The organism is Mediterranea massiliensis (assembly GCF_900128475.1).
Classification (GTDB): domain Bacteria; phylum Bacteroidota; class Bacteroidia; order Bacteroidales; family Bacteroidaceae; genus Bacteroides; species Bacteroides massiliensis_E.
In genome coordinates, this window is sequence record NZ_LT635838.1 from 480,760 (window position 1) to 505,541 (window position 24,782).

Annotated in this window: 21 protein-coding genes and 1 pseudogene; 14 read left to right on the forward strand and 8 right to left on the reverse strand. The window is 51.1% G+C overall.

What is annotated here, in order from left to right; translation table 11 throughout:
- The first annotated feature begins 3 nt into the window (after positions 1-3).
- From traJ to BQ7483_RS11960, 9 genes are read left to right on the forward strand one after another with little or no spacing between them, the layout of a single operon-like run.
- Positions 4-1,017 (forward strand): conjugative transposon protein TraJ, encoded by a 1,014-nt coding sequence (traJ, locus tag BQ7483_RS11920; protein ID WP_068856391.1) that lies wholly within the window; start codon positions 4-6, stop codon positions 1,015-1,017.
- A gap of 30 nt (positions 1,018-1,047) precedes the next feature.
- A complete protein-coding gene (gene traK, locus BQ7483_RS11925; protein ID WP_068856390.1) occupies positions 1,048-1,671 on the forward strand; it encodes a conjugative transposon protein TraK in 624 nt (207 codons plus the stop codon).
- A gap of 11 nt (positions 1,672-1,682) precedes the next feature.
- Positions 1,683-1,973: a TraL conjugative transposon family protein gene (locus BQ7483_RS11930; RefSeq protein ID WP_072542317.1), complete on the forward strand. Its 291-nt coding sequence runs from the start codon at positions 1,683-1,685 to the stop codon at positions 1,971-1,973.
- Complete coding sequence (gene traM, locus BQ7483_RS11935; RefSeq protein ID WP_072542318.1) at positions 1,954-3,297, forward strand: conjugative transposon protein TraM; 1,344 nt, start codon at positions 1,954-1,956, stop codon at positions 3,295-3,297. The genes BQ7483_RS11930 and traM overlap by 20 nt, the downstream gene beginning before the upstream one ends.
- Before the next feature lie 59 nt (positions 3,298-3,356).
- Complete coding sequence (traN, locus tag BQ7483_RS11940; protein WP_072542319.1) at positions 3,357-4,385, forward strand: conjugative transposon protein TraN; 1,029 nt, start codon at positions 3,357-3,359, stop codon at positions 4,383-4,385.
- 3 nt (positions 4,386-4,388) lie between these two features.
- On the forward strand, positions 4,389-4,970 hold the full coding sequence (locus BQ7483_RS11945; protein WP_072542320.1) for a conjugal transfer protein TraO: 582 nt from the start codon (positions 4,389-4,391) through the stop codon (positions 4,968-4,970).
- A 12-nt stretch (positions 4,971-4,982) separates the two neighbouring features.
- Complete coding sequence (locus BQ7483_RS11950) at positions 4,983-5,852, forward strand: toprim domain-containing protein (RefSeq protein ID WP_072542321.1); 870 nt, start codon at positions 4,983-4,985, stop codon at positions 5,850-5,852.
- Between the two features lie 25 nt (positions 5,853-5,877).
- Positions 5,878-6,360, forward strand: coding sequence for a DUF3872 domain-containing protein (locus tag BQ7483_RS11955; protein ID WP_072542322.1), 483 nt, complete (start codon positions 5,878-5,880; stop codon positions 6,358-6,360).
- Complete coding sequence (locus BQ7483_RS11960; RefSeq protein WP_072542323.1) at positions 6,357-6,842, forward strand: lysozyme; 486 nt, start codon at positions 6,357-6,359, stop codon at positions 6,840-6,842. The genes BQ7483_RS11955 and BQ7483_RS11960 overlap by 4 nt, the downstream gene beginning before the upstream one ends.
- A gap of 168 nt (positions 6,843-7,010) precedes the next feature.
- On the opposite strand, the gene BQ7483_RS11965 is transcribed toward BQ7483_RS11960, so the two are convergent.
- The 4 genes from BQ7483_RS11965 to BQ7483_RS11980 all read right to left on the reverse strand — a co-directional run bounded on the left by BQ7483_RS11965 (position 7,011) and on the right by BQ7483_RS11980 (position 9,288).
- Entirely contained in the window at positions 7,011-8,213 is a 1,203-nt protein-coding gene (locus BQ7483_RS11965) for a PcfJ domain-containing protein (RefSeq protein WP_235847355.1), read from the reverse strand.
- A 71-nt stretch (positions 8,214-8,284) separates the two neighbouring features.
- Positions 8,285-8,710, reverse strand: a complete 426-nt coding sequence (locus tag BQ7483_RS11970) for a PcfK-like family protein (RefSeq protein WP_072542325.1) — start codon at positions 8,708-8,710, stop codon at positions 8,285-8,287.
- Positions 8,711-8,733: 23 nt separating this feature from the next.
- Positions 8,734-8,973 (reverse strand): DUF6926 domain-containing protein, encoded by a 240-nt coding sequence (locus tag BQ7483_RS11975; protein WP_072542326.1) that lies wholly within the window; start codon positions 8,971-8,973, stop codon positions 8,734-8,736.
- A 12-nt stretch (positions 8,974-8,985) separates the two neighbouring features.
- The gene (locus BQ7483_RS11980; protein WP_228115391.1) at positions 8,986-9,288 is read right to left on the reverse strand and encodes a hypothetical protein; all 303 of its coding nucleotides are present in this window, start codon (positions 9,286-9,288) and stop codon (positions 8,986-8,988) included.
- Positions 9,289-10,464: 1,176 nt separating this feature from the next.
- Here BQ7483_RS11980 and BQ7483_RS17570 point away from each other — a divergent pair.
- From BQ7483_RS17570 to BQ7483_RS11990, 3 genes and pseudogenes are all read left to right on the forward strand, one after another.
- Entirely contained in the window at positions 10,465-11,076 is a 612-nt protein-coding gene (locus BQ7483_RS17570) for a hypothetical protein (protein WP_139247644.1), read from the forward strand.
- 12 nt (positions 11,077-11,088) lie between these two features.
- Positions 11,089-11,559 (forward strand): hypothetical protein, encoded by a 471-nt coding sequence (locus tag BQ7483_RS11985; RefSeq protein ID WP_072546033.1) that lies wholly within the window; start codon positions 11,089-11,091, stop codon positions 11,557-11,559.
- A gap of 207 nt (positions 11,560-11,766) precedes the next feature.
- Positions 11,767-12,165 (forward strand): annotated as a pseudogene (locus BQ7483_RS11990) (chorismate-binding protein); the annotation flags it as partial.
- A gap of 517 nt (positions 12,166-12,682) precedes the next feature.
- Here BQ7483_RS11990 and BQ7483_RS11995 read toward each other — a convergent pair.
- Positions 12,683-17,134, reverse strand: a complete 4,452-nt coding sequence (locus BQ7483_RS11995; protein ID WP_072546034.1) for a hybrid sensor histidine kinase/response regulator transcription factor — start codon at positions 17,132-17,134, stop codon at positions 12,683-12,685.
- Between the two features lie 94 nt (positions 17,135-17,228).
- Here BQ7483_RS11995 and BQ7483_RS12000 point away from each other — a divergent pair, with 94 nt between their 5' ends.
- Positions 17,229-18,383, forward strand: a complete 1,155-nt coding sequence (locus tag BQ7483_RS12000) for a dienelactone hydrolase family protein (protein ID WP_072546035.1) — start codon at positions 17,229-17,231, stop codon at positions 18,381-18,383.
- Position 18,384: 1 nt separating this feature from the next.
- Here the strand turns inward: BQ7483_RS12000 and BQ7483_RS12005 are convergent, their stop codons facing one another.
- From BQ7483_RS12005 to BQ7483_RS12020, 3 genes are all read right to left on the reverse strand, one after another.
- A complete protein-coding gene (locus BQ7483_RS12005) occupies positions 18,385-19,695 on the reverse strand; it encodes an acetylxylan esterase (RefSeq protein ID WP_072546036.1) in 1,311 nt (436 codons plus the stop codon).
- Between the two features lie 532 nt (positions 19,696-20,227).
- On the reverse strand, positions 20,228-21,979 hold the full coding sequence (locus tag BQ7483_RS12015; protein ID WP_072546038.1) for a pectinesterase family protein: 1,752 nt from the start codon (positions 21,977-21,979) through the stop codon (positions 20,228-20,230).
- Positions 21,980-22,055: 76 nt separating this feature from the next.
- Positions 22,056-23,018 carry a pectinesterase family protein gene (locus tag BQ7483_RS12020; protein ID WP_072546039.1) on the reverse strand — a complete coding sequence of 321 codons (963 nt, stop codon included), beginning with the start codon at positions 23,016-23,018 and terminating at the stop codon, positions 22,056-22,058.
- A 352-nt stretch (positions 23,019-23,370) separates the two neighbouring features.
- Between BQ7483_RS12020 and BQ7483_RS12025 the strand changes: the two genes are divergently transcribed.
- On the forward strand, positions 23,371-24,741 hold the full coding sequence (locus BQ7483_RS12025) for a PTS galactitol transporter subunit IIC (RefSeq protein ID WP_072546040.1): 1,371 nt from the start codon (positions 23,371-23,373) through the stop codon (positions 24,739-24,741).
- Positions 24,742-24,782: the final 41 nt, after the last annotated feature.

The following is a 24,782-nucleotide window of genomic DNA, read 5'->3' on the forward strand; positions in this document are numbered from 1 at the left end:
CCTATGGATTTCGAGAATCTTCACCAGATACTGCGTTCCCTGTATGACGAGATGATGCCGCTGTGCTCCGACATGACGGACATCGCCAAGGGACTTGCAGGACTTGGGGCGCTGTTCTATGTCGCCCTGAGGGTTTGGCAGTCACTGTCAAGGGCAGAGCCGATAGACGTATTTCCGTTGCTCCGTCCGTTTGCCATCGGACTTGCCATCATGTTCTTCCCGACCATCGTGCTCGGTACGCTCAACAGCGTGATGAGTCCCATCGTGCAAGGTACACATTCCATGCTGGAGACACAGACCTTCGACATGAATGAATACCGGGCGCAGAAAGACAAGTTGGAATATGAGGCGATGAAACGCAATCCCGAAACTGCATACCTTGTGAGCAACGAGGAGTTTGACAAGCAGCTTGACGAACTCGGCTGGTCACCCGGCGACGTGGTGACAATGGCAGGAATGTATGTGGAGCGTGGCATGTACAGCATGAAGAAGAGCATACGTGATTTCTTCCGTGAACTGCTGGAACTGCTGTTCCAAGCCGCCGCACTGGTCATAGACGTGCTGAGGACATTCTTCCTCATTGTCCTCTCTATCCTCGGTCCGCTTTGTTTCGCCATATCGGTATGGGACGGATTCCAGTCCACGCTGACACAATGGTTCTGCAGGTACATACAGATTTATCTCTGGCTACCCGTTTCGGACTTGTTCAGTACCATCCTTGCCAAGATACAGGTGCTGATGCTGCAAAACGACATCGAGGCATTGCAGAACGACCCGAACTTTTCCATTGAGGCAAGCAACGGTGTTTACATCGTTTTCCTCATCATCGGAATCATCGGTTACTTCACCATACCGACCGTGGCAGGCTGGATCATACAGGCAGGTGGCGGCATCGGCAACTACAACCGGAACGTGAACACGGCAGGCTCACTGGGCGGAAGCATCGCAGGAGCAACGGCTGGAAATGTGGCAGGACGTGCTGGAAGGCTCATCAAGAGCGGATTTAAGAAAATATAGTCATTCATGAACAATACAACGAAAAGAAAAATGGAATTCAAGTCATTGAAGAATATCGAGACCTCGTTCAGGCAGATACGCCTGTTCTGCATCGTCCTCGTCATCGGTTGCGCTGTTGTTGCAATATGTTCGGTGGTGTTCGCATTCAGATTTGCGGAGAAGCAACGCGAGAAGATATACGTCCTTGACGGAGGCAAGTCGCTGATGCTCGCCCTCTCGCAAGACCTCTCACAGAACAGACCTGCCGAGGCAAGGGAACACGTGAGACGCTTTCATGAGCTGTTCTTTACGCTATCTCCCGAAAAGAGCGCCATCGAGCACAACGTGAAACGAGCCTTGCTGCTGGCAGACAAGAGCGCATACAACTATTACCAGGACTTTGCGGAGAAAGGTTTTTATAACCGACTTATTGCGGGAAACATCAACCAGTCGCTGCAAGTTGACAGCGTGGTCTGTAACTTTGATAACTACCCTTATCAAGCCAAGACCTACGCACGGCAGGTGATACTCCGAGAGAGCAACGTGACGGAGAGAAGTCTTGTCACCGTATGCAGGTTGGTGAATGCCACACGCTCCGACGACAACCCGAATGGTTTTACAATTGAAGGTTTCACCATTGTGGAGAACAGGGACATCAGTACAGTAGAACGATAAAAATAGCAAGAATGGAAAATCCGATTAAGACAATCCAAGAAAAGGTGAATGGTATGAAGGGAAGACTGCGTGACAGGCTGGATTCCCTTCCGCCAAGGGTGAGACTGAAAGTCGTGCTCGTCATGTTCAGCTTGTTTGCCCTCTGTAGCCTTTACATGATAGGTTCAGCCATCATCAACTTTGGAAACGGCAAGACCTCTAATATAGAGGTTGAGCACATTGAGAGTGTAAAGTTGCCTACCGACAAGGGGCAGCAAGTGACCAACCAAGATGAATTGACACATGGAGAAGGAGAAGAATGACAAGGTGGAGCCGGATAAGGCTCCAAAGGAAAAGAAGCCTTTGACAGAGGAACAGCGTATCAAGCGTAACAAGATGATTGCCATACCATGCATGTGCCTCGTCTGCGGTCTGGTGCTATGGCTTATCTTCAAGCCGTCTGCATCAGAGGGTGAGAAAGGCAGCAAGGGATTCAACATGGAAATGCCTGATGCGGAGAAGACAGATGTGGAGGCAGACAAGCGCAAGGCATACTCCAAGGAGAATCTTGCCAATAAGCAAAAGGAAAAAAGCAGAGTAATGAACACTCTTGGTGAGTACATGCCAGGCATTGATTCGACTGCTACACGGCAAGAAAAGGACTTTGACCTGATGCAGTCTGGGCAGCAGCCAACAAAAGCGGAAAGACAGGAGGCGGATGCCATCCGCTCGTCTGCCGAGGCATACCAAACCTTGAACACGACCTTGGGCGGTTTCTATGAACAGCCACAGCAAGGGGGAAGCAGCGAAGATGCTGAGTTGAGGAAACGTCTTGACGAGCTGGAGGCAAGCATGATGCAGCAGGAAAACAAGCGTTCCAATATGGACGAGCAAGTCGCCCTTATGGAGAAGTCCTACCAACTTGCGGCAAAGTACATGCCTGGTGGAAATGCCAATGCGGCAAGTCCTTCATCGGCAGAAACTGCAACAGAGGAAAACAAGGAAGCTGTCACCAAGGGCAAGAAAGCCAAGGTTTCCCCTGTAAGGCAAGTGCAAAGGCATGTGGTCTCGTCTTTGACCCGCTCCATGAGTAACGAGGAGTTTGTCGCCTCTTACTCGGAAAAGGCTTCGGCAATATTCAATACCGCCATCGGAAGAGGTGGTGTTTCCGACAAAAACACGATTTCTGCCTGCATCCACGGCAACCAGACCATAACGGACGGACAGGCAGTAAGGTTGAGATTGTTGGAATCTATGCGTGTCGGCAATAGGGAGATACCACGAAATTCTGTCATTGTCGGAGTGGCACGATTGCAAGGCGAAAGGCTTTCCATAGCCTTGAAGTCCATTGAGCACAACGGCATGATTATCCCGATTGAGCTTGCAGTCTATGACAATGACGGTCAGGAGGGCATCTTCATCCCGAAGTCGATGGAGGTTGACGCAGCCAAGGAAGTCGGTGCCAACATGGGAAGCTCGCTGAACAGCAGCATCAACATTTCCTCCAATGCCGGGGCACAGCTTGCCTCCGACTTGGGAAAAGGTGTCATACAAGGCGTGTCGCAGTATATCTCCAAGAAGATGCGTACCGTCAAGATACACCTGAAGGCTGGCTACAGGGTCATGCTCTACCAAGAGGAAGATTAGCCGAAAGGCAACAACATTTATACCACTTAATCCAAAAGTTTAATTAAAAGCAAACTAAAATGAAGAAGACAACAATCATGTTCGCCCTTATGCTGGGCGTAGCCTGCACTGCATCAGCGCAGAAGACAGGCAAGAAAAAAGCGCAGAAGTCTGTAAAGACTGAGCAAGTAAGCACTGTTTCTTCCGACCAGGAAGAGAAACTGACCTTGACCAAGGAGGTGTATCCGCAGAAGGAAGAGAACAGCAACCTCTATCATGGCTTGACCAAGAAGCTGACCTTCGACCGCATGATTCCACCTCATGGTTTGGAAGTGACTTATGACAAGACGGTTCATATTCTCTTTCCTGCCTCTGTCAAGTACGTTGACTTGGGTTCAGAGGACCTTATTGCTGGCAAGGCGGACGGTGCGGAGAATGTTATCCGTGTAAAAGCTGCCGTGAAGAACTTCAAGAAAGAGACCAATATGAGCGTCATCACGGAGGATGGCTCATTCTACACCTTCAATGTGAAGTATGCCAAGGAACCGCTCATGCTCAATATCGAGATGGCGGACTTCATCCATGACGGTGAGGCGGTGAACCGCCCGAACAATGCGCAGGAGATTTATCTCAAGGAGTTGGGCAAGGAAAGTCCCATGCTGGTACACCTCATCATGAAGTCCATCCACAAGGAGAACAAACGCAAGGTGAAGCATATCGGCAGCAAGCGTTTCGGGATCCAGTATCTTTTGAAGGGCATCTATGTACACAGCGACTTGCTGTATTTCCACACAGAAATCAAGAACCAGAGCAACGTGCCGTTTGACGTGGACTATATCACGTTCAAGGTGGTGGACAAGAAGGTGGCGAAGCGAACCGCCATTCAGGAGCAGGTGCTTCTTCCTGTCCGTGCCTACAACTATGTGGTGCGTGTGGCTGGCAAGAAAACGGAGCAGACGGTGTTCTGCTTACCGAAATTTACCATTCCTGACGACAAGGAGCTTGTCGTGGAGATGAACGAGAAGGAAGGCGGTCGCCATCAGTCGTTTGTCGTGGAGAACAGCGACTTGGTGCGAGCTTTGACAATCAACGAACTTAGCGTGAAGTAACGGATGAATAGAAGAAACATTGCAATCATGGCGATGCTTGCCCTCACCGCAGGGCAGGCATTCGCCCAAAGATGTCTTCCTCAGATGAAAGGCATTGAGGTGAAGGTCGGCATGGCTGACGGAGTGTATAACGGCAAGAAGTCCTGCAAGGCTGGCTATTACGCAGGTTTCGGACTTTCAAGCTATACCAAGGGTGGTGACAAGTGGATATATGGGGCGGAATACCTGCAAGTGAATCAGCCTTACCGTAACACTTCCGTTCCAATAGCACAAATTACGGGCGAGTTCGGTTATTCCTACAACTTCCTTTCCGACAACAGTAAGACGGTGCTGTTCTATATCGGAGGTACGGCACTGGCTGGCTATGAGTCCGTAAACTGGGGCAAGAGAACCATGTCGGACGGAGCGACCTTGCAGAACAAGGGAGCGTTTATCTATGGTGGTGCCGTGGCATTGGAAACGGAAATATACCTGTCGGATGCTATAGCTTTGACCGCTTCCGTTAAGGAAAGGCTTGTTTGGGGCAACAGCACGGGACATTTCCACACGCAGTTTGGCATCGGCATGAAGTTCATCATCAACTAAAACAGTGAGCCTATGGACATCAATGAAATCAAACAAGTGCCTATTGTGGACTTTCTCTATGTTCTCGGCATTGAGCCTGTCAAGCACAAGGCTTCGGGACTTTGGTATCATGCGCCATACCGCAACGACCGCAATCCTTCGCTTCGGGTATCAACGGACAAGAATGTCTGGTATGACTATGGCATCGCCAGAGGTGGTGACATCTTCAACCTCGCAGGGGAGTTCATCAACAGCAATGAGTTTGTGGCGCAAGCCAAGTTCATATCTGAAACACTTGGTGGCAGCTTCCCGACATCGTTTCCGCATCATAAAAGAATAGCGGAAAAGGCTGTGAAGGCGAAAGGCAATCCCTTTAGTGATATTGTGGAAAAGCCTTTGAGTCATCCTGCACTTCGGCAGTACTTGCGTGAGCGTGGCATATCAGCTGACGTGGCGAGCCGTTTCTGCTGTCAGGTGGAATACCGATACAATGGCAAACAGTTTTTTGCTGTCGGCTTCAAGAACAACAGCGGTGGCTACGAGATACGCAACCGTTTCTTCAAAGGTTGCGTGTCGCCAAAGGACGTCACTCTCATTGGCAGGAACAGCAACGTCTGCCATCTGTACGAGGGTTTTATGGATTTTCTCTCTGCCGTAATTCTTGACATAGGTCGTGGTGAGGATCATATTATTCTCAATTCGGTGACTAATATGCAAAAGGTGCATCATCTTTTAGATGGCTATGCACAAGTGTACTGTCATTTGGACAATGACGAAGCTGGCGAGAATGCCCATGTCGAACTACAAAAGCGATATGGCGATAAGGTCATTGACCATTCGCATCTATACACTGGCTACAAGGACTTGAACGAGTACCTGATGAGCCATAAGACAAGAAAGTAACAATCATTCAAAAAGCAACAAGACAATGAAGAAGAACAATAAAATCAAGAAATCAGTGAGCGTGTTGGCATTCCTTTTCGTGTGTGCCGTGTCGGTAATCCTTTCATCGTGCAGCGATGAGCTGGACATTCAGCAGTCGTATCCTTTCAAGGTGGAGACGATGCCTGTGCCAAAGGACATTGTGCGTGGACAGACTGTTGAAATCCGCTGCGAGTTGAAGGCGGAGGGAAAGTTTGACGGCACCATCTATACCATCCGCTATTTTCAGCATGACGGAAAAGGTTCGTTGAGAATGGAGAACGGAACGGTGTTCCAGCCAAACGACCGCTATCTGTTGGAGAACGAGAAGTTCCGTCTTTACTATACTTCGGCAAGTACGGAGACACAGACGCTGACAGTGGTGGTGGAGGACAACTTCGGCAAGTCATACGAAATGGAGTTCAGTTTCAACGATACTGATGAGGAGGAAGAGTTTGCGAGAAGTGCCAACAAACTCGGTAGCGTATGAGGTTGATGATATTGTTAGCCTTGCTTCTTGTGTCGGGCAGCTTGTCTGCCCAGACGCAAGGGGCGATAAAGCGAGTTTGTCATGTGCCACGTTTTGAGTTGGCTGTCGCCTGCATCAAGAAGTACGAGGGTCTGCACGGACCGAAGCACCATCCTTATGTCGGATATGGACACAAGCTGTTGCCTGGCGAGAAGTTTTCTCCAATAATGACGGAACGGCAAGCCGATGCATTGCTGCGCTCTGACCTCAGAAAGCTCTGCGCCATGTTTCGTGGTTTCGGTCGTGACTCGCTGCTCTTGGCTACACTTGCCTACAATGTGGGGTGTGGAAAGGTGATGAAAAGCCGGATGTATGCCAAGATGCGAAGTGGCAACAGAAACATCTATCGTGACTATGTGGACTTCAAAAGGTGGAACGGAAAGATAGTGCCTTCCATCGAGCGAAGAAGAAAAATGGAGTATCTGCTCTTGTTTACTCCATAGAATAAGGTTTTATAAACTAGGACAGTCCTTTTGATTGGGGGCTGTCCTTTGTTCTTTGCAAGCATCGCAGATAAGGAAAAGACGGTTTCTTTGCCACTTTCTTTTCCGCTCCTCGGCTCATGAAAGAAAGTGGCGGAACGAATTTTCATCGCTCCGCCGATATAGATTTCATGTCGTTGCAACCATTCGTTGCTCTATAAGTCTTGCATTGCTGTTCACCAAGTTGATGATGTCGGCATGATGTTCGGTATCCTTGTTCTGTAGTCCGTGGCATTGTACGACTTTCATCTGTTCGAGTGAAAACTCCACGGTCTCAACCCTTTGTTCGGCTATTCTTGCTGAGAAGATGATGCAGTCGGGATTGAGTGAATAGTTTGTACCGCTGCCTACGCAATGATGCATCGCCTTGCCCTCAAGAACGTGCTCCCTGACGCTTTCAAGCATTCTCACCACGATATTGCCGTCCGTGAACATTAAACCGAAGAAACGGCTCTTCATTTCCTTGAACTTGTCCTCGTTCTTCAATGCCTTGCGTATCTCCTCCTCGGTGCGCTCCTTTTCTTTCTTGGCTCTGATTTTCTCGGATATTCTGTCGTGCTCGGCTTCAAGGTTGTCGGGGCAAATGTAATGTGGACTTCTGATGTCCTTGCCCATTTCTACCAACATACAGATGTAGTCCGCCCATTTGCCGATGTCTGTAATAAGGTAATGGTTGCGGTTGGCTATCTTGTAGGCATTCCAACAAGTTTCCAAGTGCCGTGGATGGTCTATGAAGTGGCGGACGTGTCCGTAACGACATTGTTTCATCATCGTTTCGATGCGGTGGTCTGTCAGCATCGCCTTGAACAATGTAAGCGGTTCGATGCCGTGAAACGCTCCGTCAAAGCCGTTGCGCCATATCTGAGGAATGACTTTCATATCGGGGCAGACCGGAAATGAGGCAATATGCTGATAGGTGGTGTTGTCCTTGCGCAGTTCAATGTCGGAGTCGTAGCAGAACGTGTCCATATAGATACCCATTGTGCGCTTACGTGCCATAACCTCCACCTTGCCTTTCTCGTTCATCCAATAGCGTGCCACCTCCCAACAATAAATGTCTGCCTTTTGTCCCTTGCGGTAATAGGCTTTCATCTGATATGCTCGCATAAGTTGTAGTCCCTTGCGCTCGGTGAGTACGCAGAAATAGGTAGAAGACATTGCCTTCTGTCGCTTGGTGCGCTGCACTTCCAACTTTGCCTTACACTTCGGGCAGACACATTTGTCCGCATCCTCGTCCGTAGTCCAAGTGTGTCCGCAGTCCATGCAGGTGGTCTGTCCGTGCTTCAACTGAAAGGCATAGTGGTCAAGACATTCACGGAATGCCCATTGCATTTGCGCTCCCTTGATAGGTCGTAACCCCTTGTTTGAGGTTACGACTTGCTTCTGATATTTCGTTCTTGGTTTCATAACGTGTCGAATAATGATGGTTGGTGTACTTCTGTTTCCGTTCTCTGTGAGATGCGCTTGGCGGTATCTCTGTTACGCATCTTGTTCATCTGCTCTTGCTGATATTGGCGGATAGCTTCCTGTCTTGCTTGTGCCTTCTCCTCCTCTGTGAGTTCAATGTGGTGGTTAACAGACACTTGGCAGTTCAATGGTTTTTCTACCTCGATGTCCTTCTCCTCGTAGTAGTGGATGGCTTGCCCATATATCTCGTCATCGCAAAAGCCGTTGCAACCGCTCTTCTGTACCCAATTAAGGATATAGGTGACGCAATCGTCTATGTTCTTGTCGGGGTTGTCATACTTGGCTGCAAAGAGTTCGTCCTCCATAGCACGCTCCTCCAAATAGGCTTGTATGGTTCTCTTGAAATATTCTGTAGTGTTCATATCTGATGTTGTTAAAGGGGTTGTTACTCATGATAGATGATGTCGCAGTCCTCAACTTCTGTAGGCAGTCCGAAGAACGGATAATGGCTGAAGTAAGGTCCTGTGCACATGTCATCGTTGTATCTCGGACTTACTATCTCAATATTGTTCTTGCGTATGGCTTCGTCCACCATACGGATTTCCTCGTCCGTCAGTCCGCTTGCATCGCCATTGATGATGTAGCAGAGTGACCATGTAGGTATCGCTTCAATGCTTCTGTTCATATCGCTTGTACTTTAAAGTGTTAATAACCAAATGAATGTTCCAATCAGTACCACCATAGAAAGAATGGAAATGATGATACCGAAGATGAACTTCACAATTCCCAATATGACTTCACCGACCATGCAGAGAGCCATATATCCCAACCAAGCCACCAAAGTGATGAGGGTTGAGCCGACTGCGGAGAGTAATCTCCACCAAGTCTGTGTTATGTTGATGTTTGTTGTCATATAGCCTTGAATTAAATTTATTTGCGGTTCCAGGAACTGAAGGGAAGTTCTCGTTTCTTCACCTTTTGTCGCTCCCTTTTCCGACATTTTTTTTTGCGTCTTCCTGTCGCATCGGTCGTTTCGTTTCAGGTGCCTTTCAAGGGCGGCGAGGCTGGAAATACAAGGTTTTTCGGAAAAATACTACCCAACGGTGTGGAGATTTTTTCGAAAACCGAAGGCTCGACCTTTTATTTCCAAAGCCCGCTGCCATACCTTTGCACCTGCACGATAACGGTTGATGCCAAAAGGAAAGACCTTGTGGAGGAAAGAAAATCAGAGCGGCAAATGAAAATAGAAACTTCACGGAAGTTTTGGACAGCACGATTATCGCATACTCATTTCTGAGAAATGGATATAAATACTGTTTTGCATATGTTTTTAGGAAAATGGAAATCGCATACAATAATGGCACAGCCTTCAGAGAAATTCCGATGAAAGAAGAGTATGGCTTGTCCATGCTTCTTGCATCGGGTTTTCTCCAAGGCTGTGCAGCCAAGCATGAAAGTGGTCGTTGGGGTTTACATCAATGACTTCTTTCTTGCGGTGGAGTATGCAAACAAAATTGTACGGCAAATCAAGGAATGGTGTTTATTTTGATCGGTTAGCCTGCAACCGACAAAAAGAAACACTTTTCCTCATGCCGTACTACTGAGACATGAAAAGGTGGCGTGCCACTGTTTCATGTCGTTTGGATTGTGCGATAAAAAATGGAACTGCGAGTTGTGGCTATAAAAGTCAGCCGTTGTCAGCACGGCAAACAAAGAAAAGTCCTTGGCAGTATAGTCTTGAATTATTTCAAGGCATACCGCCAAGGATCTTTCTTGCCGTGCCATAGTCGGAGGAAGTTAGTCTGAGGTACGAGGACTGTCTTTCTTCGACGACGGCTGAGTTTTATATAGAAGTTGCATACCGTATTTATAGCTTAAAGTTGTTTGGACTGACACTCTGACATCATAAAATCCTCAAAATAAAATAGGCATGATTTTTGTAATGTATATATATGATTTTTGAATGATACGACTCAGCCAACAGTCCCGGCTAAGCCGCATGGATTAAAAGGGACTTAAACACAAATAAAAATGGCATTAACGTATAAAGTATTAAACTCAAATTTTGAAAAAATGAATGGTAAAAGCCTTGCTGGATCAGAAACATTTGGTGGTGGAAAAGTAGGATAGAACATTATATCTGTAGTATTTGATATTAAATATAAGGAATTATCATATGAAATATAGAATTTTGTTTTTTTTGTCAATTATTATAAGTATGGGGTTCTGTGCCTGTACAGACGATAGTGACGACATTTTTATTAACGAGAATCAAATTTCAACAAGAGCTGTAAATGGAGCTTATACTTATCCTGATGTTTCTGAGATATTGAAACAAGACGTAGTAAAAAAGCAAATGAATGAAGCTTGGAATTTGATGAAGAAAACCGCAAGTTCTGCTTCTCGCTCCGAGTACGGATTTTATATTTATAAAAGTCAGACAAGCGGAAAATATTATGTAGGAAAAATGGTAAAAGGTCCTGCCATTACGGGATGTGCAGGTACTAACGCAAGTATATCGTTGGGAGTACCAACTTCAAACATTGATGTTTGTGCTTTTTTTCATTGCCATACAACACTCCATTATTGTCCTAAAACAACTTCACGAAGAACAGGTCCATCCCAAAATGATTTAGATTTAGCACAGTCATATAATTTGCCTGGAATTTTACGTGATTATGAAGGTCCAGAAATAACAGGAGGGCATAATATCAATGAATCCTATAAGGATATAACGTTTGGTCCGACAAAAAGACCTGATATTCAATATAATGATGTTATCAAATAAAAACATAAAGACATGAAGTATTTGGTTTTATTTTTAATGTCCATGTTTCCACTTTTGAGTATTTCAGCTCAAAATCTTGAAAAAATGGACTCAGTTCAGAGAAATAAGTATCTTATCGATTTAAGTTCTGAAGTCATAAAAACAATGGGGCCTGGTTATTATAGAAACACACATCCAACGATTAGTGAAGGTGTGTTTAAAAGTAATGATGGCAGAGCAAAAATAAAAAAGAATATTGGTCGCAAATATTATGAAATAAAATATCCTTACGACAAGTCAAAAGAAACTTTGGAGTTTGATTTTTCTGCAAAAGTTCGTATTTGGAAAGATACGGGCGAACCTTGCGATGTGATATTTGGAAATGGATATGGGAAAAACTTTTTCTTTTCAAGTTACAAGGAACAGACTAAAAGTCGAACTGCAACAGATAAAGTTCCATATCAACAGGTACAAAACGCCAATAAGAATATTGGAACAAAATGAGGAGCCATGTAAAGAGGATGAAAAATTAACGATTTGAATAGAATCTTTATACATAAAAGTATAAATTACAAAGGTTCATGGTCGTGACATTGTTTTATTGCTCTTGCGACAGAATCTGTAGTTAATGTACTTCGAATTAGATAATGGGAGAATGGTTTATGAAGCAGACTTAACCATTCTCCTTTTTTTATATGATGTGATAAGCAGATGAGCGATAAAAAAGAAGCTGCCGAACATGCTACCATTGTGGATCTGATCCGCAATGACCTTAGCCGTGTGGCGGAGCATGTAAGGGTGGATAAATACCGTTATATTGATGTGCTCCATACCAATAAGGGGAATATTCTCCAGGCCAGTTCTGAAATAAGCGGCAAGTTACCAACCGACTATCAAAAGCACATCGGAAACATATTGGATGCAATGTTGCCCGCAGGTTCCATAACAGGTGCGCCAAAGGACAAGACTATGGAAATAATCCACGAAGCGGAAGGCTATGACCGTGGATTCTATACAGGAATCATGGGTATATATAATAATGGTGAACTCAACTCGGCTGTAATGATACGCTTTCTTGAAAATGACGGTCAGGGAACGTATTTCAAGGCATACCGCCAAGGATTTTTCTTGCCGTGCCATAGTCGGAGGAAGTTAGTCTGAGGTACGAAGACTGTCTTTCTGCGACGACGGCTGACTTTTATACAAAACACACGAAAGGATGAGAATATGCAAACGAAATAGACCATTCAAAACAGGAACCCTTGCCACATATGTTTGAATGGATTGAAATGGAAATAGCAAAGAATAGAGAAGAGTATGGTTAATAAAAACAGATTTATCCAAGCAAAAAATCGAGGATAAAAAATCTTAAAACATTCTTTATCCCCGATTAAATATCGTACCTTTGCAACCGAAAGAGTTCTTTGGATGGTTATGCAAATCACAGCAGGATGCTACATTCTGTTTATTTCTAATTCGTAACCTCTTCTTTTTATGAGGTAAAAACTTGTCTCATTCTCAATCACTTATAAAAAATACGTACTTTCAGCTGGGCAAACGACAAGTTTAAGCTGGGGAAAACGATGGTTTAGGCTGGGAAAAGCAACCGTTTGAGCTGGGAAAAACATCAGTTCTTCCCAGCCTTCCTGTCTCGGTATTCCGTAGGCGTCATGCCCATCTTTTGCTTGAAGCACTTGCTGAAATAGCGCGGGTCGTTGATACCCACCATATAGGCAATCTGCGTCATGGAGTATTCACCGGTCTCTATGAGCTGGACGGCACGGTTGATGCGCATTTCCTTGATGAATTCAACAGGGGCCAACCCCGTGAGCGACTTCAGCTTCTTGAAGAATACCGAACGGCTCACTGCCATGTCCTTCACCAGATCGTCCACAATCAAATCGCCGTTGTCCAGGTTCTTCTCCATCAACGCCATCAGCTTGTCCATAAACTTCCGGTCGTTGGGCGACATCTCGGGGGCCTTGCTCTCTTCCACCGTCGGCTCGTCAGGCGAGGTTGCCATGTTCATCAGCTTCTCACGGTACATTTCCTGAAGCTTCTTCCTGCGTTCCAGGATATTCCTTACACGCGCCTTCAGATAGGTGGCGCTGAAGGGCTTGGTAATGTAATCGTCCGCTCCATACTCCAACCCCTCCAACATGCTCTCAATGGCGGTCTTGGCCGTAAGGAGTACCATCGGAATGTGACTGGTCGTCATGTTGTCGTGAAGCTCGCGCATCATCTGCAGACCATCCTTCTCGGGCATCATCACATCGCTGATGATGATGTCGGGTACCAGGCTGAGAGCCTTTTCCAGCCCCTCCGCTCCGTTGGCCGCCTCGACCACCCTGAATTCCGACGCAAAGATGCTGCGCAGGAAGGTACGGAGTTCGGTATTGTCTTCGACCAGCAACATCGTACTCCGGACATCCGTATTTTCTGTTCCTTCTTCTCCCTTGTTTCCTTCCGAAGCCCCGTTGTCCTCCACAGCAGTCTGTTGTTCCTGCTTTGCACCACCCTGCTCCACGTCGTTCTGCAAAAATTCCACCGTTTCGTCGTAATGTTCCTTCCCTTTCTGGAAATCGACCTTGAAACAGCTGCCTTCACCCAACTTGCTGTCTACCGTGATGGAAGCCTTGTGCATCTCCACCAGCTCCTTCACCAAAGACAGGCCGATGCCTGAACTCGACTGATTGAACAGGCTGCTGTCCACCAGATTTTCGAAACGGACGAACAGCGATTTCTTCTTGTTCTCGGCAATGCCGATACCCTGGTCTTGCACACCGACCGACACGGTCTGCCCGTTGTCATGGACGAAAACCGTAATCATCTTCCCTTCGGGAGTGTACTTGAAGGCGTTGGACAACAGATTGTAGACAATCTTCTCGAACTTGTCGGCATCCACCCACAGATAGACGGCCTCCTTCTCCGTCTCGAAAACGAAGTCGATGTGGTGTTCCTCGGCCACGGCCTCAAAGTTGTCCATAATCTTACGGACAAAGGCAACAATTTCCAGCCGTTGTACCTGCATCTTCATTTTCTTGTTCTGGATCTTACGGAAGTCCAATATCTGGTTGACCAGCCGCAACATCCGATTGGAGTTCCGCTCCACGACCTGCAACTGCTCCCTGGCTTCGGCAGGCAGCTTCGTATTCTGAAGCACATATTCCAAGGGACCGGTTATCAACGTCAGGGGCGTACGCAGCTCGTGGGAGATGTCGGTGAAGAAGCGCAACTTCATGTGAGTCAGCTGCTGCTCCATGGCCACCCGATGCTTCAGCCGATAGATGGTGAACAGGATATAGACCGCCGTCACGATAATCAGCAGGAAGAACAACACATACAGGAAATAGGCCAAAGGTGTCTCCCAGAAGGAAGGCAGCACTTCGATGTCCAGCGTACGCACATTGTCGGACCAGACGCCGTCGGCGTTGGTCGAACGCACCTTGAACACATAGTGTCCCTTGGGCAGGTTGGTATAGGTGGCCGTGCGCTGCTTGCCCACGTAGTTCCAGTTCTTCTCGAACCCGTCCAGCATATAGGCATACTGGATGTCGGAAGGATTGGTATAGTCGAGGGCCGCATACTGGATGGAAAAGATATTCTCCTGATGGGAAAGCGTCAGTTCACGGGTGTCGTCCAGCGTGTACTTCAACACGGAATGCGGACCCGGCTTCACGCTCTCGTTGGCCAGCAGCAGTTGCGTCAGGACAATGGGAGGCACGTAGACGCTCTTCTGGATGGAATCGGGATTGAAATAGAAAATGCCATGATTGGTTCCGAACAGGATGTTGCCGTCCGACGCATAGGCCGAAGCCGCCTCACTGAAACGGATGCTGGAATTGCTGTACTTGTTCTGGAAGTTCTCGAAACGCCCCAACCCAGGTGTAAACTTGCTCAATCCGTTTTCCGTACTGATCCACAACTGGCCTTTCTTGTCTTCCTGAATGGACAGCAGGATGTCCGACGGCAGACCGTCGCGTACGGTATAGGCCTTGAAGCGTGCTTGTCCTTCGGCATTCAGGTCGACCAGTTGGTTCAGTCCGCCGCCGAAGGTTGCCACATACAGCTCCCCTTCCCGCGTCGGTTTGACCCAATGGATATCATTATTGCTCAGCGCGTTGGCTTTTTCGGGAGCACGGAGGTAATGGTAGAACCGGGCGTCTTCGGGCCGGTCGAAGCCGTCGTCCACCATCAGCAGTCCCACGGTGGTACCTATCCAGATATGTCCGTCCGCATCGCCGGTAATGCAGCGCACCTTGCTGCAATATTTGATGGGGAAGCCCTTCAGATTGTTCCGATGGCTGATGAAAACCTCCTTGCCGTCGGCATTGCGTGTCAGATAGCTGATGCCGTTGGCAAACGTAGCCACCCAGATGCGTCCGCGACGGTCTTCGTAAAGGCAATAGACATTGTCGTCGGACAAGCTGTAGACATCATCGGCGCTGTAGCGGTAGCGGGTCAGCCGGTAACGAAGCGTGCCGGGCAGGGGTTCGGCCTTCACCACTCCTGCTCCCTTGGTCGCGATCCACAGGTTGTCATGGCTGTCCTGCATCACGAAATAAGTGTTGCCGAAGAGGGGCTTCCCACTATGGGACACGGTTCCGGCCTCCGTCAGGTAACCGATTTCTTCGCGATGACGGTTGTACACACGCAGCATGCCGTCCTTCAGCCCCACCCACATGTTGCCGTCCTTGTCCTCGCAGAGGGCCCGTACCTCGTTGCTCAACGACTCATACGAATGATTGACCGGCACCTTCAGCCGGAAGCGATCGGTGCGGAACGTCACCTTCTCCAGTCCTTTGGAGTGGGTACACATCCACAGATTGCCCTGACGGTCGGAAAAAGCGGAATGTATCTTGTTGGAGAAACGCCAGTTCTCGCCCGTCATGCTGTTGTAGAACGGACGCAGGCAATTGTTCTTCCGGTCGAAATAGGAGAAGCCGCCGCCATAGGGATGCACCCACAAGGTGCCGAAGATGTCCTCGTGGATGTGGAAAGCCGGACGGGAACGGTCGGTATTGGTGGGCTCGGCATAGACCTTCTCGCACTTCAGCTTCCGGGTATAGGGATTGAAATGGGCCACCTCGCCCACAACGTCCTGTTCGAACCATATTTCGTCGGACAAGTCCCGATAGATACTCTTGACCTTTTCGGCCGGCAACCGGGAGGCTGCATAGTGCTCCGTCCGGCCGGTCGGCAGGTCGTAGACAAAGAAGCCGTCGGACACGGTGGCCACCACGACCTGCGAAAGTTTCTTCAGATGCTTGATGCCACTGATGCGCGAGGCTGCATCGAGCTGAACCGGCCGGAAGGTCCGGTCCTTCTTCCGATAGACCCAGACCGTCCCGTTGCCGGAGCCGAAGAGCAGGCAGTCGCCGCAATCTTCCATCACGTAGAAGCTCTGGCGTTTCTTGAACGAGTCCTTTCCCTCCTCCGCATTCTCGAAATAGATGACCGGTTCGGCCCCGTCGGGAGTGAAACAAACCAGCCCGTTGTCCGACAAGACCCACTCCGCCCCGTCTGCCTGGCAGACATCGAAGACACGGGACACCCTCAAGCGCTCCGATGCCGGAGAGTACCACACCGACGTCAGCCGATAATCCGTCGAATCGGTCGTAATCCGCACGGCCCCTTCCCGACGGGTGAGCAGCCACACCGTGCCGTCCGGCAGTACCTTGATGGACGATATGGCCGTCTGGCTGCCCGGCTCTCCCTCGGCAGGCACCGACTCGAACACTTCCGTACGCGGATCGAAACGGAAGGCACGGTCGTCATACGTCTGCAGCCAGATGAATCCGTAACGGTCCAGCTTCATGTTGTCCACCCGGTTGCTGGTCAGGGCTATCTGATTGTCCTGACGGGCCTTGAATGTCTTGAAGGTATAGCCGTCAAACTTGTTGATGCCGTTCCAGGTAGAGAACCACATGTTTCCCCGGCTGTCCTGCAACATGTCCATGACGGTGTTCTCGGACAAGCCGTCGTCCGACGAATAATGCGTGAAGGAACCCTCCGGCTGGGCTTTCAGAACAGCAGCCGTCAGCACGGCCAGCATCCACAATAACCATCTCTGCTTCATAGTATGACACAATAATTAGGACGCAAATATAACCATTTCGTGGAAAAGCCCTATATTTGTCTGTCAGAAAAAACATCAGAAAAACCGTCAAATCATGAAATACCTCAGCACGTTCCTCCTGCTTCTCTCCGCCTGGCTGACCGCTTCCGCACAGACGGACAGCACCGCCTACGAAGTGACCGGCAACATGCCCGTCTTCTACCGCCAGATGAAACAACAGCTTACCTTCCCCCTCGCCTGGGGAAAGGCGGAAGAAACGGACTTCGATGCGTGGAAAGTCCGCGCCCGCAACCGGCTGATGGAATGCATGGAGAACATCCCGTCGGCACCGGAGGCATACGGTCTGGAAGTGACCGACCGCGAACGCCGCGAGGGCTACGAAGCGCGCAAGATTGTGTTCAACCTCTCCGGATGGTGCCGCGTGCCGGCCTATCTGCTGATACCCGACGGCGAGGGACCTTTCCCCGCCATCGTCCTGCTTCACGACCACGGCGCCCACTTCTCCATCGGCAAGGAAAAGATGGTACGCCCCTTTCACGTCGCTCCCGAAGTCATGAAAGACGCCGACCAGTGGGTCGACCGATACTATGACGGCCAGTACACGGGCGACTACCTGGCCCGCCACGGCTATGTGGTGCTGGCCGTCGACGCCCTGCTCTGGGGAGAACGCGGGCGGAAAGAGGGGGCCAGCTACGACGCCCAACAGGCGCTGGCGTCCAACTTTCTGCAAATGGGGACTTCGTGGGGCGCCTTCATCCACATGGACGACGTGCGGAGCGCCGAGTTCCTGGCCTCCCTGCCCTTCGTGGACAAGGAGCGCGTGGGCTGCCTGGGCTTCTCGATGGGAGCCTACCGCTCGTGGATGCTCGGGGCACTGACCGATGCCGTCCGCGCATCGGCCTCGGTATGCTGGATGAACACCACCGAATACCTCATGACACCGACCAACAACCAGAACAAAGGCGGCTCGGCCTACGCCATGCTGGTACCCGGCCTGCGCCGCTACCTGGACTATCCGCACGTGGCAAGCATCGCCTGCCCCAAACCGACCTTGCTCTTCAACGGCACGAGCGACAAGCTGTTCCCCGTAGAGGGCGTGAACGATGCCTATCGGGAAATGCAGAGTGTGTGGAAAAGCCAAGGCGCCTCCGACCGCCTCGTCACCCGCCTGTGGGACGAGACACATTTTTTCAACCGGGAGATGCAGCAGGCCGTGCTCGCGTTCTTCGACCGCTGGCTGAAGCCCTGAACTACTTCAGGTGCTTCAAGATCCACTCCAGATGCCCGCGTTCGGTGTCGTCCGACGTCCAATGCTCGTTGATGGGCGTTACCAGCGCTTCCTTCGGACACGTCAGGACGTTGTAGACGGCATAGCTGGTGGTGGGAGGACAGGTGTCGTCGTTGAATCCCCACGTCAGGAAGGTGTCGGCCTTGACCAGGCGGGCAAAGTTCACCACATCGTAATAGGCCATCGTCTGCACCTTTTCGGGCGTATCCATCCCTTTCACACGGGAGAAGTGCGGATAGCCGTCCGCACGCCCTGCCTTATAGCCGGCCATGTCGCTCAGGGCGGGATGATTGGCCACACAGGCCGTCACACGGGCATCGAGCCCCGCCGTAACCAGCGCCAAGGCCCCGCCCTGGCTTCCACCCTGCACAATCACGTTCCGGCCGTCCCACTCGGGCAGGGAGGTCAGCAGGTCGATGCAGCGCACGCACGCCAGATAGACCCGCTTCATGTAATAATGATCCCTGTTGTCCAGCCCGTTCATCAGATAGCCGTTCTCGCGGCCGTTGAAGGCGTTGCTGATTTCCTGAAACTCTTCGTCGGACATCGTCGGGTTCAGCCCGTGTATCTCCATTTCGAGACGGATGCAGCCCTGCTCGGCGTAGTATTTGTGGCGGAGCGGATCCTTGATGGTCTTGATACCCGCACCCGGCGGACATAGCACCACGGGGCAACTGCCCGCACGGGCGTCCTTGGGGTAGAACAGGTAGCCGTAGACCGCCTGCCCGCGGGAGTTCAACCGAAGCTTCACCAGGTAGCAATCCACCTTGTCCGTACAATATTCCGGAGCCAGCTCCTTGGTATAGGTCAGGGGGAAAGCGGCCGCCTCGGCCTTCTGCTTCTCCCAAAACGCCTGGAAGTCGGCAGGCATCTGCGTGTAGGGACGGATATCCTCGGGCGAGAAGCCCACCTTCACGTGGTGGCGATAGGTCTTGCCGCCCACACGGGCCGTCAGACGGCAATCACGGAAGCCGGGCGTATCCATCGTACCCACGTCGACAACGGCCCTGCCGTCCTTCAACACCACACTGCCCTTCGCATCGGGCGGCATCAGGTCGCCTCCAAGTTCATAACTCACCGTCACGCCGTCCTGCGGAATGCCATACCGGTAGAGCTGCACCTCTACACGGGCCTTCTCGCCCGTCCGGTAGGTCCAGTCGGCATGATCGGGCACGGTGACCCACAACACGTCACTCCGATACGGATAATTCTCGGCCAGCAAGGGCAGAAGGGTGCAGGCCCATGCTACAAAAAACAACCATCTCTTCTTCATCTTTACTTTTATCTTTAAGGATTCACGAATATTGCACTTTTACAAAATGACACTTTGATTTTCCAACCGCCTGAGAATCGCTTCTTTCGGCCGCAAGGCAAGGCCGATGTCAACGGACGAAGGCCAACGGGGCTTACTAGCTACTGCACAGGCAGATAGCGAAATCTTGACAAATAAAGCAGATGTCCAACCAAGCCCTTTCCCAGGTCTTGCCACGGGAAAAGTCCACTTTACAAAGCTAAAGTGGCACTTTACGAACGAAATGTGCCACTTTATACCCTGAAAACATACTATTATTTTACCTAAAACATACTTTTTCATGTGCCAAAACCTACGTTCTGATGACAGAAAACATACCTTCTGACGATAGAAAGCCTGCTTTCCGGAACCTCGGAAGCCGTTTTTCTCCCGATTTTCCTTCCCGTTGGCCGTTTCCGAAGAAAGGGCGGGTCAGCCAAAAGGGACGTTTCCTTTCTTTTTGCCCATCGAATGAGGCCGTCGGTGACAATCTGATTTCCGTCGGTTGCCGGCCTCATCGACGAATGTCCAGCAGGGCATTGCCGTTCTTCACGGGGTTCCATCCGTCTTCACCCGCCAGGACTTCTTCGATGGAGTAGCCGTCCAAAGTCTCCAACTGGCGGGAGAAGGAGGCACGTTTCTCCGGACAAGCTCCCGCGCCCCGACTCTGGTATTCGGCATAGAAGACGGTTTTGTCCACATCTTTCTTGTCCCAGTCGTTCCATCCTTCGGGCAGGATATGTGCGCCCAAGTCGCAACGCACGAACACCGCCTGCGCATAGGGCCGCCACGGACGCGACAAGTAGACGCGGTCCACTCCTTCGTCGGCCGTCAGCCGGCAATCGTAGAAGACGTAGCCATAGCGTTGTCCCTGGTCGGTGGAAGGAGCGGTGACGTAGCCGTTGCCCTTGCTATGGATGTGGCAACGGTCGAAGACCGCCGTAGACCATCCGAAGATGAAGTCCACCGTCCCTTCGATGTAGCAATCCTCGTAATATTGGCGGCAACCCTTGCCATAGGTATAGAGTGTATCTTGGAAACCCAGGAAGCGGCAGTGCTTGAAGTAGACGCGGTCGGCACTGACGAAGCACGCCACCGCCTGCCCCACGGGGCCCGAGGAGTTCTCGAACGTCAGGTTCTCGACGTAGCAGTCGGGCGCATAAAGGTAGCAGGTAGCGGAGCCGGAGGTACCCGTCTTCTCACCGAAACAGTTCGGCTTGTCGGCATAGTCGTCGCAGGTGAGGACAGCTCCCTCCTCGCCCACCAGCGAAAGATTGATCTTGCTGGGCGGTACCACCAGCTTTTCCTTATAAACGCCCTTGCGCACCAGGATGGTAGTGCGGACATTCTTGCGGAAGTCGGGCACGGCATCGATGGCCTCCTGGATGGTAAAGAAGTCGCCCGAACCGTCCTTCGCCACCACAAAGTCGTACTGACGACGGTATTTGGCCAGCTCAGGCACCACCTTCACCACCTCGTCGGCAGCCATACGAGCCACGATGGAGGCACCCCGTACATTCAGATGGGTGTTGTCCTGGCGACCGTCGGGCAGGGCGGGCACCGTGCGGGGTGCCACCCAGACGAAGAGCTGCTTCGAGTCTTCGGGGCCCATCTCCTCCACCAGCCGGTGCGTGGCGCGGTTTAGGTCCACAAAAGGCACGTCGAGCTCGCGAGCCACGTTGCGGGGAGAATCCAGGTAGGCTCCGTGCGTGTCTCTGAGCCAGACACCCTCCTGCCCGCTACGGGCGGCTCGATTCTCCCAGACACCCTCGCGGACATCGTCCTGAGCGACGGCCAAGGCCACTGCCTCGGCATTGGCTTCACCGAAGTTGCGGCGGACGATGGAGTTGAACAGGACAGGGATGGCCCCCTTGGCACGCGCCTCGAGGACGAAGCGTTTCAGGTTGGCGTCGAAGGTGCCGCCCGGCTCGGTATGCCGTTTGGGGTCGGACTTCTCGTCGTTGTGTCCGAACTGGATGAAGACATAGTCGCCCTTCTTCAGTTGCGCCAGTACCTGGTCCCAGCGGCCTTCGTCGATGAAGCTCTTCGTGCTGCGCCCGTTCACGGCCCGGTTGTCTATCACGACGTCCTCCGTGAAGTAGCGCGGCAGCATCTGTCCCCAGCCCCTTTCCGGATTGCCGCCCTCGAGGGGCTTGTTGGCCATGGTAGAGTCGCCGATGGTGAAAATGGTGATGACCCGCTTCTCCGTCGTGAAAGCCGAGAGCAGCAGAAGCAGGCCCAGCAGAATGGTCAGTTTGTTTTTCATACGTTTATCATTGTTAGTCAGTCAGCAAAATAAGATTCCCCAGTTGGCGAGAAAGTTTTCCGCAACTGGAAAAAAATCAACGGCCGGCCGGGACATCCTCGGGAAGCCAGTCGCTGCAACGCCCGAAGATGTACTTCCAGTCAGTATATCGGGCCGCCTCTTCGGCACTGAGGAGGTGCGCCCACTTCACACGGCCGTCCAGCGCCGCTCCCTCGCCACGATTGCCATATTCGGCATAGCGGGCCGTCTTCTCGTTGGCGGCGTTGCGCCAGTTGTCCCAACCGGCAGAGCAGATGTGCTTCCCCAGCTCGCAACCGATGAAGACCGTAGCCGCATAGGGTCGCCAGGGGCGGCCCAAATAAACCTTGTCGACCCCTTCGGCCGCCGTCAGACGGCAATTCCTGAACACATAGCCCACCGCCACGTCGGATGGAGTAGAGGCAGCCGTGATGTAGGAATTGCGTTTGCTGTGCAGCACGCAGTCTTCGAACAAGGCCGTCGAGGGGCCGAAGATGAAGTCGGTAGTGCCTTCGATATAGCAGTCCTTGAAGTAGAGGCGCGTGCCCGCTACCCCCGTATAGACCGTGTCCTGATTGCCCAACAGGCGGCAACGGACAAACACCAGCCTGTCGCCCTCGGTATGGAGGGCCACCGCCTGCCCCAGGGGAGCCGCATTGTTCTCGATGGTCAGGTTCCGGAAGGTGATGCCGTTGCCTTCCACCTTCAGCGTATAGGTGCGGAAAGTGCCCATCGCATCGATGTTAGCATGGTCGTCGTAGGAGATGACGGTACCTTCGCAGCTCTCGCCCACAAAGTCCACATTCTGCAACCACGAGGGCACGACCACCTTCTCCTTGTAGAACCCGTTCCTGACGAGCACCGTCACCCGATAGTCCATGAAGGCACGGATACCTTCCATGGCCTCCGTCAGCGTCCGGTAGTCGCCCGAACCGTCGCGCGCCACCACAATCGTATCTTTCCACTGCCCGGCAGCCACAGACGGCAGACTTCCTCCCAACCACAGGAGCAACATCCACATCCAAGGATAAAAACAGGACAAACCGGCCTTGCTTCGCCGGCAAAGAGACTTTTGTTTCATGCGTTCAATCTTTACGGGTATCAGACATGTTTCATTTCAAGAAACAAAAGTAACGGTTTCCCTCCAAAGACTTGTGTATTTTTTCGGTAGAGATGGTGCATTATTTGGTTTTCGTGTGCGAGAACGAGCAATTTCGTGCACGCAAACGACAAAAAATGTGCAAAATCGTCCTTTTTTCCAATAATTAAAGGCTTTCTCTTTTGATTAATCAAGAAAAGAGCTAAATTTGACACCGCAATTTAATTCATACCATCGTAAAACATCAATGTAATCATATCAAAAACAAAAAAGAATGGAACAAGTATTCGGCTATATCATCGGCCTGGGAGCATCGGTCATGATGCCCATTATCTTTACAATTATCGGTTTGTGTATCGGGATGAAATTCGGAAAGGCACTGAAATCGGGCCTCTGCGTGGGTGTCGGTTTCGTGGGTTTGGGTGTAGTCACCGCCCTGCTGACCAACAACTTCGACAATCCCCTGAAAGCCATTTCCGACCTCTACCACCTGCAACTGAACGTATTCGACATGGGCTGGCCCGCCGCTGCCGCCGTAGCCTACAACACGGCCGTCGGTGCTTTGATCATCCCCATCTGCCTGGGCGTGAACCTGCTGATGCTCATCACCAAGACCACACGGACGGTGAACATCGACTTGTGGAACTACTGGCACTTCGCCTTCATCGGTGCCGTGGCCTACTTCGTGACCGGTGAGAGCCTGGCTTGGGGCTACTTCGCCGCCATCGTCTGCTACGTCATCACGCTGGTGTGCGCCGACCTCACGGCAGACAAGTTCCAGAAATACTACGACCTGGACGGCATCTCCATTCCCCAGCCGTTCTGCCAGAGCTTCACTCCATTCGCCATCCTCATCAATAAGGCGCTGGACAAGATACCCGGCTTCTCCAAGCTGGACATCGACGCCGACGGCCTGAAGAAGAAGTTCGGCGTGATAGGCGAGCCGCTCGTGCTGGGTGTCATCGTAGGTATGCTCATTGGATGGGCCGCCCAGCTGGACATCAAGAAGATTCTCTTCCTGGGCATCACGATGGGTGCCGTAATGGAGCTCATCCCGCGCATCACCTCCCTTTTCATCGAAGGTCTGAAGCCCATCTCCGAAAAGACTTCCGAACTGGTGAAGAACAAGTTCAACGGCAAGAAGGTGCACATCGGCATGAGTCCGGCCCTCGTTATCGGACACCCCACCACGCTGGTGGCATCCGTCATCCTGATACCGGTCATCCTCGCGCTGGCCGTCTTCCTCCCCGGCAACCAGTTCCTTCCGCTGGCCTCACTGGCAGGTATGTTCTACCTCTTCCCCATGGTGCTTCCCTTCACAAAGGGTAACGTACTGAAGACACTGATCGTCGGCCTGGTGACGCTCATCATCGGCCTCTACTTCGTGACCGACATGGCACCCGACTTCACGATGGCCGCCAACCAGGTATATGCCGAAACCCATGACCCCGCCGCACACATTCCCGACGGATTCTCGGGCGGTGCCCTCGACTTCGCTTCCTCCTTCTTCGGATGGACCATCTACCGGGGCGTCAAACTCTCGTATGTAGGTGCCGGCCTGCTCACGCTGATAGCCATCGTGCTGATGCTGGTCAACCGCCGCACCATCATCCGCAGCGAGAAAGAAGCCAAGCAGGCAGCCTGATGAAATCAGGAAAAACAGGATATTAATCAATTATTATAAAA